This is a genomic window from Serratia sp. Ag1, from assembly GCF_000743355.1.
GTDB lineage: Bacteria > Pseudomonadota > Gammaproteobacteria > Enterobacterales > Enterobacteriaceae > Chania.
In genome coordinates this window covers 143,572-158,836 of record NZ_JQEI01000003.1, presented here as the reverse complement: position 1 = coordinate 158,836, position 15,265 = coordinate 143,572, and the positions used below count along the sequence as shown (strand labels likewise).

The following is a 15,265-nucleotide window of genomic DNA, read 5'->3' as shown; positions in this document are numbered from 1 at the left end:
AGGCGCTAGCGCTTGGCGAATCCTCCCTCTTTTATGTCTGTGAATGAAATAAAATTCAACAGGTCAATACGTTATGACACATTGGTTTTTTCAATGTTTACATTTAAAACCAGGAATAGTAACGCGGGTTGGTTAGGGCATAGGCTGTAATTGTTATGAAAATGTTGAAATAAAATATTCGTCTGACAAGGAAAATCTATGCTGAATCAACCTCAAAGCGGTAATCAAATGCCGCGTTTTGCTGGCTTGCCGACCATGATGCGTTTACCCGCTGCCGAGAGTGCGCAGGGGTTAGATGCCGCCTTCGTGGGGATCCCGCTGGATATCGGCACCTCCAATCGCAGCGGCACGCGTTTTGGGCCACGGCAAATCCGCCAGGAGTCGGTGATGCTCCGCCCTTACAACATGGGAACTGGCGCGGCACCGTTTGAGCGATTGCAGGTTGCCGACTTGGGCGATATTGCCACCAACCCCTATAACCTGGCCGACAGCGTTCAGCGTATTGAGTTGGCGTATGACCCGATCCTGCGCCATGGCTGTATCCCGCTCACGCTCGGGGGCGATCATACCTTGACGCTGCCGATTCTGCGTGCGGTTGCCCGCCAGCATGGCCCGGTCGGGCTGATTCACATTGATGCCCATTCTGATACCAACGACGACATGTTCGGTGAACAACTGGCGCACGGAACAACCTTCCGTCGGGCTCATGAAGAAGGTCTTTTGGCCCCGCAGCGGGTGGTGCAGATTGGCCTGCGCGGTAGTGGTTATGCCGCGCAGGATTTTGACTGGTCGAGGCAACAAGGGTTTCGCGTGGTACCGGCAGAAGCCTGCTGGTATCGCTCGCTTGCTCCGCTGATGGCGGAAGTGCGTGAGCAAATGGGGGCAGGTGCAGTGTATCTCAGCTTTGATATTGATGGGCTGGATCCGGCGTTCGCCCCTGGCACCGGTACCCCGGAAGTGGGGGGCTTATCCGTCTGGCAAGGGCTGGAGATCGTCAGGGGGTGCCAGGGGCTAAACCTGGTGGGTGCGGATCTGGTAGAGGTTTCCCCGGCTTATGACAGTACCGGCAATACCGCCTTGTTGGCGGCCAATCTGCTGTTCGAAATGCTGTGTGTGCTGCCGGGTAAGCGGGCTTGACCGGTAGCAATAACAACATGATAGGAGGTGTTCTATGCAACTCGATCTGTTTGTCGTCGTGCTGTATTTCCTGGTGATCGGTGCAGTAGGCTGGCTCGGTGTCCATAAGGCCACTACCAAGGAGAATTATCTGGTTGCTGGCCGTAATCTGGGGCCGGGGTTGTATTTAGGCACGTTGTCAGCGGTGGTGCTCGGCGGGGCTTCAACGATTGGCAGCGTGAAATTGGGTTATACCTATGGCATATCCGGGCTGTGGCTATGTTTCGCGCTGGGTATGGGCATTGTGGTGTTGAGTACCGTGCTGGCCAAACCCTTGCTCAAGTTAAAGCTCTATACCGTGAGCCAGGTATTGGCACAGCGTTATCATCCGGCGGCCAGGGTGACCAGTGGTGTCATCATGCTGGCTTACGATCTGATGGTGGCGGTGACTTCGATTATTGCCATCGGCAGCGTAATGCAGGTGATGTTTGCGCTGCCGTTTGCCACTTCCATACTGATTGGCGGTGGGATGGTGGTGCTCTATTCAACGTTGGGGGGCATGTGGTCGCTGACGCTGACGGACATCATCCAGTTTATCATTATGACGGTAGGGATGATGCTGGTGTTGATGCCGATGAGCATTGTCAAAGCGGGCGGTTGGGCGATCTTTACCCACCAATTACCGGCGAGTTACTACCAACTCTCCTCGATTGGTTTCGATACCATCATTCTGTTCTTCCTGATTTACTTCTTTGGCATCCTGATTGGGCAGGATATCTGGCAGCGGGTATTCACCGCACGCAGCGTGCCGGTGGCGCGTTACGCCGGTTTGGGGGCGGGTATCTATTGTGTGCTTTACGGTGTTACCGGCGCGATGATCGGCATGGCGGGCAAAATTGTGCTGCCGTTGCTGGAAAGCAGCGACGGTGCATTTGCCGCCATCGCTCAGGCGGTGTTACCCGCAGGGGTCAGCGGATTGGTGGCCGCAGCGGCACTGGCGGCGCTGATGTCAACGGCTAGCGCCTGTCTGTTGGCCTCTTCAACCATTGCTTTGGAGGATGTGCTGCCTGCCATCCGTCGGCGGCCATCGGGCGGTTTGGCCGCCGGGCGTTTAACCACGCTGGTGATGGGGGCGATCATGCTGGGGCTGGCATTCCTGGTGCGGGACGTGCTGTCGGCTTTAACGCTGGCTTACAATCTGCTGGTGGGTGGGATGCTGATCCCGTTGGTAGGGGCGATTTTTTGGCAGCGAGCCACCAGCACGGGGGCGATAGCCAGCATGGTGATGGGCAGTTTGTGCGTGTTGGGTTTTATGTTTTATCACGGGATCCAGGCTAACAGCCCGATCTACAGCGGTTTACTGGTAGGGGCGCTGGCTTTTATCGTTGGCAGTTTACTCACGCCTGAGCAACGGATGGTCGCAACCGCTTAACTGGCTTGGTGGCGGTGACGGGAAAGCATCAGCTCTCCCGTCATGGGCTCAATTAAACCCGTGAACCCCAGAGGTCATATTCGTCGGCGTTTTCGATCTTCACTTTGACGATCTCACCCACTTTCACCCCGGTTTCACCGTTCAGGTAGACCGCACCGTCGATCTCTGGTGCATCGGCCATGCTGCGGCCAATTGCGCCTTCTTCGTCCACTTCGTCGATCAGCACCAGCAATTCGCGGCCAATCTTGTCCTGCAAACGCTGGGCAGAGATCTGTTGCTGCAGTTGCATAAAGCGGTGATAACGTTCTTCTTTCACCTCTTCTGGTACCTGATCCGCCAATTCGTTGGCGGCAGCCCCTTCTACCGGGCTGTATTTGAAGCAACCAACGCGATCCAGCTTGGCTTCCTGCAGGAAGTTGAGCAGCATCTGGAAGTCTTCTTCGGTTTCGCCTGGGAAACCAACGATGAAAGTGGAACGCAGCGTCAGATCCGGGCAGATTTCCCGCCAGCGTTTGATGCGCTCCAGCGTGCGTTCTACTGCGCCAGGGCGTTTCATCAGCTTGAGGATTTTCGGGCTGGCGTGCTGGAGTGGAATATCCAGATACGGCAGGATCTTACCTTCGGCCATCAGTGGGATCACATCGTCCACATGCGGATAAGGATAAACGTAGTGTAAGCGCACCCAAGCACCCAGGCTGGAGAGTTGCTCGCACAGGCTGACCATGCTGGTTTTCACCGGTTGGCCATTCCAGAAGCCGGTACGGTGTTTGACGTCAACGCCGTAAGCCGACGTATCCTGCGAGATCACCAGCAGCTCTTTGACCCCGGATTCCACCAAGCGCTTGGCTTCATCCAGCACTGAACCGATCGGGCGGCTGTCGAGATCGCCACGCATTGACGGGATGATGCAGAAAGTACAGCGGTGGTTACAACCTTCAGAAATCTTCAGGTAAGCGTAGTGTTTCGGCGTCAGCTTGACGCCCTGTGCTGGGATCAGGCTGGTAAACGGGTTATGTTCCGGCTTTGGCACATAATGGTGAACATGGTTCAACACCTGCTCGTAGCTGTGCGGCCCGGTAATTTCCAGCACCTTCGGGTGTACTTCACGGATCTGGTTTTCTTTTGCACCCAGACAACCGGTTACTATCACCTTGCCGTTTTCGTTTAGTGCTTCACCGATTGCTTCCAGTGATTCTTGTACTGCGCTGTCGATAAAGCCGCAGGTGTTGACGATCACCAGTTCAGCGTCGTCATAACGTGGTACTACCTGATAGCCTTCATTACGCAGTTCAGTCAGGATCCGTTCAGAATCGACCAGGTTCTTCGGGCAGCCTAACGATAAAAATCCAATCTTAGCCATTTTTTGTACAATGTGTTATTCAGAATCCGCAGAGTATACTCTAAATAATTCGTGTTGCATGTAGGCGGCTGGTTCACAAGTCGCCAGGAAAAGTAACCTGCTTTAACCTAAACGAATTTTGAATAAGGCTGTCTGCAAGGCATTCCAGTCGGCTTCGCTGCTGTGGATCAGTTCAATGCGGCTGTCCAGTGGAGCTACTGGGCGTGTTTCGATATTCAGATCTTGCCCTTGGCGGTTAATCAGCAAGCTCCCTTCGGGAATGCGCACTACCGCTTTAGCCCGTTCAACCGGTGCCAACCTGATCCATTCCATCATACCGACGGTGTCGAACAGGGTTTCGCCATCAAAAATCCAACCACAGCTGGTATAGTCCTGGCCCTGATTCAGCGCTCGACGCCAGCGTGCATTCTCTGGCAGGCGCAAGGCCGCCAACCCCTGTGTTTTGGCCTGTGCGTGATGATGATGCGCATCAGGCAGTTCAGTGTGATTAGTTCGCGGCAGATCAAGGAGTGCAACGTCCATACGCCCTTGTTCGATGTGGTGAACTGGCCGTTGCAGGCCGTATTGCGCCTGCCAGGCTTCCAGGGCCAAGTTATCCTGTGGCTGCCAGGTATCCATTTTATTGGCGAGGATAATATCTGCTGCCGCCAACTGATCGCGGAAGTTTTCATTGTCGCGATACTGGGGTTGGCTGAGTTGGCGGGCATCCAGCAGGCAAACCGTGGCCAATAGATCGATCCAGCCTGCGTAGGTTTCCTGCGTCAGCAACTCCAGAATTTGCTTGGGGTGCCCAAGGCCAGTGGGTTCGATCAGGAGCCGGTCAGGTTTTTCCTGTTGTAGTAACATATTCAGCCCGACCTGCATGGGCAGGCCGTTGACGCAGCACATACACCCCCCTGGGATCTCCTTAAGCACTGCACCACTGTTTGCCAGCAGAGCGCCATCAATGCCAATTTCACCAAACTCGTTGACCAGAACGGCCCAACGCTGGTTTTGCGGTTTGCTGGCGAGTAGATGACGAATCGTGGTGGTTTTACCGCTGCCCAGGAAACCGGTGATCAGGTTGGTTTTGGTCATTTTCTCATTCCTGATTTTGATAATTTTACTTAAACAATAATTTTTAGTTTATGCATATTGCATGCCATTTGAAAATTTTATCTGTGTGGCGTCACAAATTTTATATCTGGATTTATGCGTTTTTTAAGCCATTAAAGCTCTTCTTGGTTAAGAAAAATCTCATTAAAAAACGTGGAATTATAGAAAGTGGCGTTGTCACAATTAAGCGTTATTAAGCCGCTAATACCTCGAATAGCTGCCAAAAACACGCGGTAACCTTGTGATTATTCCTAAAAAATACCTCTATGCTTTAAAGTGACTTAACAAAAAGTGAGGTTGCCATGAATAGCTTACGGTTATTTTTGATCGCTGGAGCATTACTTTCATGGATGGCAGCAGGTTATGCGAGTACCCCTGGTACTTCTGGTGGGGTCATCAGATTTGTAGGTTCGATCGTTGAAGGCCCTTGTCTCGTTAACGTTGTCAACTCATCAGCACAAACCCAATGCTTCCGCAATGGGCAAAACTACACAGGCACGCAAGCTCTGGCAAGTCTTAATGCTAGTGGTAAAGAGCTCCCACTGAATTTAGGTACTACAGCAATCCGGTGGGTGGACGAGCAACAGAAACTTGCGATTATGACTGTGGCATATCGTTAAGTCGCTTGTGTCATGCCGGGCTTTTGCCCGGCATGACCTCCTAAAAATCAGGAAACTTGAGCCGTAATCCATTCCTTCACCGTCTGACGCGCACCGCGATCGCGCAATGAAAGATAAGCTTTCGTTACGGTTGCAACAAACTTCTCATCTGCAGGTAATTGTTCGCCGAAAACGCCTTTGATCGCCAGCAACGCAGCAACGCGCTGTTCACCGTCCGGTGAACCACTGACCACTTGCTGCAGCGTTGCCAGCATCGGATCGCGGATATCAATCGGCTGCCCGGCATCGTCAATACCGCCAACGTAGCGCATCCAGCCCGCCACTCCCAGAGCCAGCCCGGCATAGCTGCCGCCATGCTGCAGATGCCAGCGGATGGAATCCAGCATACGCTGTGGCAGCTTCTGCGTGCCGTCCATCGCGATCTGCCAGGTGCGGTGTTGCAGCGCCGGGTTGCTGTAACGTGCGATCAGCCGATCGGCATAGGCGGCCAGATCAATACCGCTCACTTGCAGTGTCGGGGCCTGTTCGTGCAGCATCAGGTGGTAAGCGGCGCGGCGGTAATATTCGTCCGCCATGCAGTCATTGATGTGCTGATACCCCCCCAGATAGCCGAGATAAGCCAGAAACGAGTGGCTACCGTTCAGCATGCGCAATTTCATCTGCTCGAACGGCAAGACGTCATCCACCAGTTGCACGCCTGCGGCTTCCCACTCTGGGCGGCCAGCCACGAAGTTATCCTCGACTACCCATTGGATAAAAGGCTCGCAGGCGATGGCGCATTCATCGCGCACCCCGCCCAATGCGGTGGCAATTTCACCCAGCGTTTCCGGCGTGCTGGCGGGAACGATACGATCGACCATGGTGCTGGGGAAAGTGACGTGGTTGGTGATCCATTCTGCCAGTTGCCGATCGCGGGCCTGTGCCAAACCGATAACTGCATTGCGCACCACGTGGCCGTTTTCTGGAATATTGTCGCAAGAGAGAACGCTAAAAGCAGGCAGATTACGCTGTCGCCGCCGATACAGCGCTTCAACCAGAATCCCCGGCACCGTGATGGGGTGGGCTGGATCGGCCAGATCGGCCCTGATGCCATCGTGCTGCAGGTCTAACTGACCGCTGCCAGGTTCGATACAGTAACCCTTTTCCGTAATAGTCATTGAAACGATCGCCACCTGCGGTTCGGCCAGCTTTTCCAAAACGGCATCAATGCCTTCCAGTTTACGGTGCACACTCTCGTGAACAGCACCGATAACGATCGCCTGATTACCCGCCGCTCCTTTCTCCAGCACAGTGTAAAGATGCTCCTGAGCACGCAGGGTTTGAAACAGCTTATCGCCGCCGAACAGGCTGATTTCACAGATCCCCCAGTCACCACCTTGGCGATTGAGCACACGATCCGTCAGCAGCGCCTGATGAGCACGATGAAAGGCCCCGAAGCCCAAATGCACAATACGGCTACGCAGCAGGCGGCGATCGTACTGCGGTTGTTGCACTTCGGCAGGCAGCGATGAGTTGGCGATAGTCTTCATGAATGGCTCCATTGCAAGAGAAAGTCCTGGCCGGTAGCTTGCACAAAGTTATCAGACCAGTTTGCCGTGCGCAGTCTGTCGCCGATGCGCCGGTTTCTACGTGTTATCATCTGCCGCTACTCTAGGGCGATAGCGGGGTGAATAAAATGACTTGTGCCAAAATAAGCCAGAAGCGTGAGTTGGATCAACCCACCAAGGTTTCTACTTTGACAGCATGTGGCTAAAGAGTAAGGTTAAAGATAAATGATATCTATCTCAATGTGGTATAACAAGATTGATCTGATTTTGCGATTGGCTTCACTACGGGGGCAAAATTGCAGATAACTCAGCGACTCTTACAAGGATAAATCTATGGAACAAACATGGCGTTGGTACGGGCCAAACGATCCGGTTTCGCTGGATGATGTACGTCAGGCCGGGGCTACGGGTGTGGTCACGGCGTTGCATCATATTCCTAACGGCGAAGTGTGGCCGGTTGAGGAAATAAAAGCGCGTCAGGCTTTGCTGGCGGAGAAAGGATTGGTGTGGTCGGTAGTGGAAAGCATCCCGGTACACGAGGAGATCAAAACCCACAGCGGCAACTATCAGCGTCATATCGCCAATTATCAGCAGTCACTGCGTAATCTGGCGGCCTGTGGCATTGATACCGTGTGCTACAACTTTATGCCGATCCTCGACTGGACGCGCACCGATCTGGAGTATTTATTGCCGGATGGTTCCAAAGCACTGCGTTTTGATCAAATTGCTTTTGCCGCTTTTGATCTGCATATCCTGCAGCGTTCGGGGGCTGAAAAAGACTATACCGCTGAAGAAAAAACCGAGGCGCAGGCTTACTTCAACGCGATGAGTGTGGCAGAGATTGCCAAGCTGACCAGTAACATTATCGCAGGTTTGCCGGGGGCGGAAGAGGGCTATACGCTTGAACAGTTCCGCGCGCGCTTGGCCGAATATGATCATATCGATAAAGCCCAACTGCGTGAGAACATGGCGCTGTTTTTGCGTGCGATTGTGCCGGTGGCAGAAGAAGTGGGTATACGCCTAGCGGTGCATCCAGACGATCCGCCACGCCCAATCCTCGGTCTGCCGCGCATTGTTTCCACCATTGAAGACATGCAGTGGCTGAAAGAGACCGTTGACAGCATTCACAATGGTTTCACCATGTGCACTGGCTCCTACGGCGTGCGTGCGGATAACGATCTGGTGCGGATGATTGAAACCTTCGGCGATCGTATTCACTTTACCCATCTGCGTGCCACCTGCCGCGAACAGAACCCGAAAACCTTCCATGAAGGTGCGCATCTGCAAGGGGATGTGGATATGGTGTCAGTGATCGAGGCCATTCTGGCCGAAGAGCAGCGCCGCTTGCAGGCTGGCGATCGTCGGCCAATCCCGATGCGGCCCGATCATGGTCACCAGATGCTGGACGATCTGAAAAAGAAAACCAACCCGGGCTATTCGGCGATTGGTCGTTTGAAGGGGTTAGCGGAAATCCGTGGCGTGGAGCTGGCGCTGAAGCGGCGTTTCTTCCCAGAACTCTTGTAAGGTTGTGAAGGCAGGGCGCACCGCTGCGCCCTGAAGCACAATTAGTCAGCGCGGCCCATATAACGGCGCTCGGCAATATGAATGCGGATTTTGTCACCAGGGCTGAGGTATTCCGGTACCAGAATGGTCAAGCCAGTGGTCATAGTGGCCGGTTTGTTACGGGCGCTGGCAGAAGCCCCTTTGATACCCGGCGCGGTTTCGACAATTTCCATATCCACGGTTTGCGGCAGTTCCAGCGCCAGCACCTGGCCATCCAGCGTTAATACTTGCATGCCCGGCAAGCCTGCTTCAGGGATAAACAGCAGTTCGTCTTCGATCTGATCTTTTTTGAAGATATACGGTGTGTAGTCTTCGTCATCCATAAACACATATTCTTCGCCATCGATGTAGGAGAAATTCACCTTGCGACGCGACAGGGTAATGGTGTCCAGAATATCGTCACCTTTAAAACGTTCTTCCACCTTGAGTCCGGTACGCACGTCGGAGAAACGCATTTTGTAAAGGGTGTTGGCCCCACGTGCGGTTGGGCTTTGGACATCAATGTCTTTCACCAACAGCAGTTTGCCGTTGTAGTTGATCGCCATGCCACGCTTGATTTCGTTAGCTCTTGCCATTGGAATAACCTGTCGATAAGGAGTGTTGAGATGTTGCGACAAGTTACTCGTACCACGCTTTGCAGGCAAGAGCCGCGCGCAAAAAGAGTGGGGAATACAGAGAACGCAGAGGGCGACGAACGTCACCCTCGGTAAGTGGTTTTTATTTAAATACTGGCAGCATATTCAGCAGCGTGAGCAGGTGAGCAACGGCGTTGATCGCGCCAAACAGAATGATAAACAGGATCATGCCATGGCCACCGGGGGCACGATACGCTGCCTGCGGAAAGCGGCGGCGGCTGGCACGGGCCATCATAGCAGGAACGATCACCGCCCAGATGGTGGCTGCCAGGCCAGCAAAACCGATGGCGTACAGGAAACCGTTCGGGAACAGCAGGGCTGCCAGGGTTGGGGGCACAAACGTCACCAGCGCCGATTGGGTGCGGCCAGCGGTGTTATCACTGAACTTGAAGAAATCAGCCAGATAGTCGAACAATCCCAGTGAAACCCCAAGGAAAGAGCTGGCCAGTGCCATATAAGAGAAGGCGCTGAGCAATTGGCCAACCATCTGGCTGCTGGAAACGCTCCCCATCTGCTTGAGCAGGCTGCCGATGTTGCCGCCCTCGGCGATCACCTGTTTGAACGCATCGCGTGGGATATTGCCCTGAATCACATACTGCCACAGGATGTAAATCCCCAGCGCCAGCAGGGTGCCATAAACCAGGCTGCGCACCACGGCGCGGCTGTCTTGGTGATAATACTTTACCAACCCCGGCACGTTGCCGTGGTAACCGAATGAGGTTAACAGATAAGGCAGGGCCGCCAAGGCATAGGGCAGATAGCTGGCGCTGGTGTCGCCACGGTTGAACAGCACCGCAGGTTGGACGTGGGTAAACATGTCGCCAACCGACATCACGAAAGTGATCACCATACCGCCAATCAGAATGGTGCTCAGGCGATCCACCGCCCGGGTTGACAGCCAGACGATAAACGCCACCAAAACGGCAAAGACCAATCCGGCAACAGCCTGATTGGTGCCCACAATACCTTCCAGCGTATGGGCGATGATCGATCCCCCCGCCGAGATATAGGCATAGGTCAGAATGTACAGTACAAAGGTGATGGACAGGCCGTTGAGGGTATTCCAGCCTTTACCCAGCAGGTCTTTGACAATGGTATGGAAGCTGGCACCGGTCGGGTAGTTGAGCGTTGCTTCAAGGATCATCAGGCCAGAAATCAGCATGCAGGCCCAGGTATAAATCAGCAATGCAATCGAGCCGCCAAACCACACGCCAGAGGTGACAATCGGAATGGAGAACATACCGGCCCCGACTGCGGTACCCGCAATAATCATTGCGCCACCGAGAATGGAAGGGCGGGAAAGCTTCTGGGGGGTGTCCGTGGACATTGTGGCTCCTGAATAACCTGATGATGTTTGAGTTCTCTTGTACTAGCTTAATAGTACATTGCGCAATATGTGCATGTAAAGGGAAATATGTGCTAATTAAGTGTGTAAATAGGGGTTTTTTGCTGTTTCTACGCGAGAGCAGATCTGTGGATGTGTTGCAGCAAAACTCAAGGGAAGGAAAATCCTGGTGTGAGCCGGATTGTGCTGGCGGCAATCACCGTGTGCTGCTATTGTCCGGCTTCAATTCGCCAGCCACCAGGAGATGCACCGATGGATTGCCGTCCCGACTGTGGCGCTTGCTGTATAGCACCGTCAATTTCCAGCCCAATCCCCGGCATGCCCAATGGTAAACCGGCGAACACCCGCTGCATTCACCTGGATCAGCAACTGCGTTGTGGCCTGTTTCATTCACCCCTGCGGCCCCGCGTTTGCGGCAGCCTACAGGCCAGCCATGAGATGTGCCACGATCGCCGTGACGAAGCGTTAATCTATCTGGCAAAGCTAGAGGTTGATACTGCGCCCTAGGCTCTTAGGCGTTTTTGAGCCGCCACAGACACAGCACTGCACCTACCACCATCGCCAGCGCGGAATAAAATACCGCATGGTAGTTCCAGATTTCGGCAACCGAACCGGCAATCGAGCCAGCAATAATCCAGCCAACGCGAGTGGTATTGGTAAATAGTGTGGTAGCCGCGCCAGCCTGACCTGGCATCAGATCCTGAAAGTAGAGCATGCCGATGCCTGCCAACACGCCAATAAACAGCGCGTTCAGCAATTGCAGGGCAACCAACTGCCAAGCTCCGGTAATGAACAACAGCCCGGTGTAAAACAGCACGCCAGCGATCACCGCGCTGCGCATCAGGCAGCGTTTACCGAAACGTTTGGCCACCATTCCGGCTAACAACATGGTTGGGATCTCCAGCCCGGCTGCGGTGCCCATCAGGATCCCAGCCAGTTTTTCTGGCAAGCGCAGTTCTTGCACCACATACAGCGGCATATTGATCAGGTACATACCGTTGGCAGTCCACATCAGAGTGCAAGCGGCGAATAACAGTAGCGCATCGCGGCGGTTTTGGCGCGGGGCTTCCAGCGTGGTGCCCTTGGTTGCCGGGGTTTTTGGCATCGAGGGCAGCGTTTTCCACACCAGGGCACCACAGATGATAAAAGTAGCCGCCGCGGCCAGATACATCACCTGAAAGCCAAACCCTAATGCCAGAGCAAAGGCGATCGGCGGGCCAATCACCCAGGCCAGTGACACCTGTGCGCGCAGGATCGAACTGAACATGACCGCTTCCCGCCCAGTGCGTTCGGCGTGTTCACGTGCCAGCGCAAACATCTGCGGGTTGGCGGTGGAACCGAAGCTGCTCAGCAGCACACCGACAAACAGCAGCAGATAATAGTTGCGGTTCCAGGCGAATAGCGCGCAGGCCAAGGCACCCAGCATGCAACAGAGAAAAATCAGCGATTTGCGATCGCCTTTTCTGTCTGAACGGCGGGCAAGAAACTGGCTGACCAAAATGCCGATCACGGCGCTGCCGGTAAAGAATAAGCCGACCATGCTTGGGCGGACGTTCACTTCGGTAGAAAGAAACAGGCTTAACGTGGGGGTTTGCAAGGCACCAGCAATGCCAGTGAGGAAAGCCACAACAATAAATGCCAGCGAAGTGAGATCGGGCAAACGTCGAGTTATCGCAGTTGAAGTACGCATAGTGGTGAGCAAATAGCCAATAAAGAAAAAGTCGCGCGTAGAGTACGCGTTTTTAAAAAAAACAAAAAACGGTTTCAATCAGGATTGGGGTAAAAAGTCTTTTCTGCGGAAAATACGCTGCAGATTGTGGGGGTATAGGTTTTACCACTCAGCCATAAGGCGATCGCGGTGCGGCTGGCTTCAAAATGCGGTTCCGGCAGGGCGGTGGGGGAGCACCAACGCCATTCGGCACATTTTTCTGGTTCTTTCAGTTCTGGGTTGCCACCTGGGTGCTGAACCAGCATACAGATGGAGACGGTATGTTTGCCTTCCGCTCGCCAGGTTTGCAAATTATTGCTGATACCAATCAATTGCGGAGGAGCAATCAGTAGCCCGGTTTCTTCAGCAACTTCGCGCTGGGCGCATTGTTCAAAGGTTTCTCCAGCATCCAGGTGGCCACCGGGAATCGACCAGAAAGGAGCGTGAGAACCACAGCGTTTCCCCAGCAAAATGTGGCCCTGTGGGTTTACGATAATCACGCCAACGCCAGTGGCTACCATCATACTTTTCTCCTTCAGCAGTGCTTCAGCATAGTAGGCCATTTTGCGGCTATCTATGGGCTAAATGTGCGCAGTGTCAAAAAAACATCATATCAGTATGAAGAAAACTTGCTTTCGATAATACCTGATTCCACACTGATTGAAACGTTTCAGCGTTATCGGACGGACTGATCCGACTCTGGTAACGCTCCTTTTTCCCTATAGAGCTGAAACGATTCAATTCAGCAAGAGAGGAGAATCATGTTCCAATTGTCACAGCAAGACATTCACCTGGGAGCCGCCGCCAGCGGTAAACAGGAGGCTATCCGGCAGGTCGCGGCTGCGCTCACCTCCGCCGGGTGCGTCAGCGCCGCCTATGTTGACGGCATGCTGCAGCGTGAGCTGCAAACCTCGACTTATCTGGGAAACGGGATCGCCATTCCACACGGCACTACCGATACCCGCGATCTGGTGCTGAACACCGGGGTGCAGGTTTTCCAGTTTCCACAGGGGATTGAATGGGGAGAAGGGCAAACTGCCTATGTGGTGATCGGTATTGCTGCCCGTTCAGATGAACACCTGGCGCTGCTGCGTCAGCTGACGCACGTGCTGAGCGATGACAGCGTAGCGACACAATTGGCAACGACCACTTCAGCAGAAGAGTTGCGCAGCTTGCTGATGGGCGAGAAGCAAACGGCTGAGTTGCAGTTTGATGTGTCACTGATCGCGCTGGACGTGGCGGCTGATTCTCTGATGACGTTGCAGGCCCTGAATGCGGGCCGCCTGCAAAAGATCGGTGCAGTTGACGCCCGGTTTGTCAGCGATGTGATCACCCGCAAGCCGCTGAATCTGGGGCAGGGCATCTGGCTGAGTGACAGCGCTGAAGGCAATCTGCTTAGCGCGGTTACCCTCAGCCGCCCTGCACAGGCTTTTGACGAAGCAGGCGAGCAGGTTGCGCTGTTGCTGACTGTGGCCATTGCCGATCAGCAACCGCTGACGGTGCTGAACCATCTCAGCGATTTGCTGTTAGGCAATCAAGCTGAACGCTTGCTGAACGCCGATGCTGCTACCCTGTTGGCACTGCTCACCAGCGATGTGGCTGAAGAGAGTACGGTGCTGAGCGCAGAATATACCATTCGTAACGAACACGGCCTGCATGCCCGCCCAGGCACGGCACTGGTCAACGTGATCAAGCAATTCTCCAGTGAAATTACCGTCACTAACCTCAACGGCAGTGGTAAACCGGCTAATGGCCGCAGCCTGATGAAGGTGGTCGCGCTGGGAGTGAAGAAAGGTCATCAGTTGCGTTTTACCGCCAGCGGTGATGATGCTGAAGCGGCGCTGAAAGCCATCGGCGAAGCCATCAGTACAGGTCTTGGCGAGGGTGCGGCATGAGCAGAAGAGTCGCAACCATTACCCTTAACCCGGCTTACGATCTGGTGGGCTTCTGCCCGGAGATCGAACGGGGTGAGGTTAACTTGGTAAAAACTGCCGGGCTGCACGCCGCCGGTAAAGGCATTAACGTTGCCAAGGTACTGAAAGATTTAGGGATTGATGTCACCGTCGGCGGTTTCCTGGGGAAAGATAATCAGGATGGTTTCCAACTGCTGTTCAGCGATCTGGGTATTGCCAACCGTTTTCAAGTGGTGTCGGGGCGTACCCGTATCAACGTGAAACTGACGGAAAAAGACGGCGAAGTGACCGATTTCAACTTCTCTGGGTTTGAAGTCACGCCGCCGGATTGGGAACGCTTTGTGAACGACTCTCTGAGTTGGCTCGGCCAGTTCGACATGGTGGCGGTGAGCGGCAGCTTGCCGGAAGGTGTACCACCAGAAGCCTTCACCGAGTGGATGATCCGCCTACGTGCGCAGTGCCCGTGCATTATTTTCGACAGCAGCCGAGAGGCACTGGTGGCGGGGTTGAAAGCCGCACCTTGGCTGGTGAAACCGAATCGACGTGAATTGGAGATCTGGGCTGGTCGCCCATTACCGACTTTGGATGAGGTGGTTGACGCGGCTCACGCGCTGCGCGATCAGGGAATTGCGCACGTAGTGATCTCACTGGGCGCAGAAGGTGCGCTGTGGGTAAACGCTTCTGGAGCCTGGATCGCCAAACCTCCAGCTTGTGAGGTGGTTAGCACGGTGGGAGCCGGTGATTCGATGGTTGGCGGTTTGATCTACGGCTTGCTGATGCGTGAATCCAGCGAGCATACCTTACGTTTGGCCACCGCCGTGGCTGCCCTGGCCGTCAGCCAGAGCAACGTTGGCGTGACCGATCGCCCGCAGTTGGCCGCGATGATGGCGCGTGTCGATCTGAAACCTTTTAACTGACAGTAGGAGGCAGA

General features: G+C 54.3%; 13 protein-coding genes. 6 read left to right on the top strand and 7 right to left on the bottom strand.

Translation table 11 applies throughout. From position 1 onward, the window contains the following. Positions 1 to 198: 198 nt before the first annotated feature. Together speB and IV04_RS02015 are read left to right on the top strand one after the other, a co-directional pair. Positions 199 to 1,137: an agmatinase gene (gene speB, locus IV04_RS02020; RefSeq protein WP_037394057.1), complete on the top strand. Its 939-nt coding sequence runs from the start codon at positions 199 to 201 to the stop codon at positions 1,135 to 1,137. Between the two features lie 34 nt (positions 1,138 to 1,171). Next, positions 1,172 to 2,548 carry a sodium:solute symporter gene (locus tag IV04_RS02015; RefSeq protein WP_037394054.1) on the top strand — a complete coding sequence of 459 codons (1,377 nt, stop codon included), beginning with the start codon at positions 1,172 to 1,174 and terminating at the stop codon, positions 2,546 to 2,548. 52 nt (positions 2,549 to 2,600) lie between these two features. On the opposite strand, the gene rimO is transcribed toward IV04_RS02015, so the two are convergent. From rimO to IV04_RS02000, 3 genes are all read right to left on the bottom strand, one after another. Then, positions 2,601 to 3,908, bottom strand: a complete 1,308-nt coding sequence (gene rimO / locus IV04_RS02010) for a 30S ribosomal protein S12 methylthiotransferase RimO (protein WP_037394051.1) — start codon at positions 3,906 to 3,908, stop codon at positions 2,601 to 2,603. A 102-nt stretch (positions 3,909 to 4,010) separates the two neighbouring features. After that, positions 4,011 to 4,985 (bottom strand): GTP-binding protein, encoded by a 975-nt coding sequence (locus IV04_RS02005; RefSeq protein ID WP_037394046.1) that lies wholly within the window; start codon positions 4,983 to 4,985, stop codon positions 4,011 to 4,013. A gap of 685 nt (positions 4,986 to 5,670) precedes the next feature. After that, entirely contained in the window at positions 5,671 to 7,152 is a 1,482-nt protein-coding gene (locus tag IV04_RS02000) for a mannitol dehydrogenase family protein (RefSeq protein ID WP_037394043.1), read from the bottom strand. Positions 7,153 to 7,503: 351 nt separating this feature from the next. Here IV04_RS02000 and uxuA point away from each other — a divergent pair, with 351 nt between their 5' ends. Continuing rightward, positions 7,504 to 8,694 carry a mannonate dehydratase gene (gene uxuA / locus IV04_RS01995; protein WP_037394040.1) on the top strand — a complete coding sequence of 397 codons (1,191 nt, stop codon included), beginning with the start codon at positions 7,504 to 7,506 and terminating at the stop codon, positions 8,692 to 8,694. Positions 8,695 to 8,735: 41 nt separating this feature from the next. Here uxuA and yeiP read toward each other — a convergent pair whose 3' ends face one another. Further along, positions 8,736 to 9,308 carry an elongation factor P-like protein YeiP gene (yeiP, locus tag IV04_RS01990; RefSeq protein WP_037394037.1) on the bottom strand — a complete coding sequence of 191 codons (573 nt, stop codon included), beginning with the start codon at positions 9,306 to 9,308 and terminating at the stop codon, positions 8,736 to 8,738. Positions 9,309 to 9,450: 142 nt separating this feature from the next. After that, positions 9,451 to 10,695 carry a tryptophan permease gene (gene mtr / locus IV04_RS01985; RefSeq protein WP_037394034.1) on the bottom strand — a complete coding sequence of 415 codons (1,245 nt, stop codon included), beginning with the start codon at positions 10,693 to 10,695 and terminating at the stop codon, positions 9,451 to 9,453. Between the two features lie 270 nt (positions 10,696 to 10,965). On the opposite strand from mtr, the gene IV04_RS01980 reads away from it, so the two are divergent. Continuing rightward, positions 10,966 to 11,220, top strand: a complete 255-nt coding sequence (locus IV04_RS01980; protein WP_037394031.1) for a YkgJ family cysteine cluster protein — start codon at positions 10,966 to 10,968, stop codon at positions 11,218 to 11,220. Between the two features lie 4 nt (positions 11,221 to 11,224). Here the strand turns inward: IV04_RS01980 and IV04_RS01975 are convergent, their stop codons facing one another. Both IV04_RS01975 and IV04_RS01970 read right to left on the bottom strand, forming a co-directional pair. Then, positions 11,225 to 12,403 (bottom strand): sugar efflux transporter, encoded by a 1,179-nt coding sequence (locus IV04_RS01975; RefSeq protein WP_037394324.1) that lies wholly within the window; start codon positions 12,401 to 12,403, stop codon positions 11,225 to 11,227. A gap of 74 nt (positions 12,404 to 12,477) precedes the next feature. Beyond that, a complete protein-coding gene (locus tag IV04_RS01970) occupies positions 12,478 to 12,945 on the bottom strand; it encodes an NUDIX hydrolase (protein ID WP_051916628.1) in 468 nt (155 codons plus the stop codon). 237 nt (positions 12,946 to 13,182) lie between these two features. On the opposite strand from IV04_RS01970, the gene fruB reads away from it, so the two are divergent. Together fruB and fruK are read left to right on the top strand one after the other, a co-directional pair. Continuing rightward, positions 13,183 to 14,316: a fused PTS fructose transporter subunit IIA/HPr protein gene (gene fruB, locus IV04_RS01965; RefSeq protein ID WP_037394028.1), complete on the top strand. Its 1,134-nt coding sequence runs from the start codon at positions 13,183 to 13,185 to the stop codon at positions 14,314 to 14,316. Next, complete coding sequence (gene fruK / locus IV04_RS01960; RefSeq protein WP_037394024.1) at positions 14,313 to 15,251, top strand: 1-phosphofructokinase; 939 nt, start codon at positions 14,313 to 14,315, stop codon at positions 15,249 to 15,251. Before fruB ends, fruK begins: the two co-directional genes overlap by 4 nt. Positions 15,252 to 15,265 lie beyond the last annotated feature (14 nt).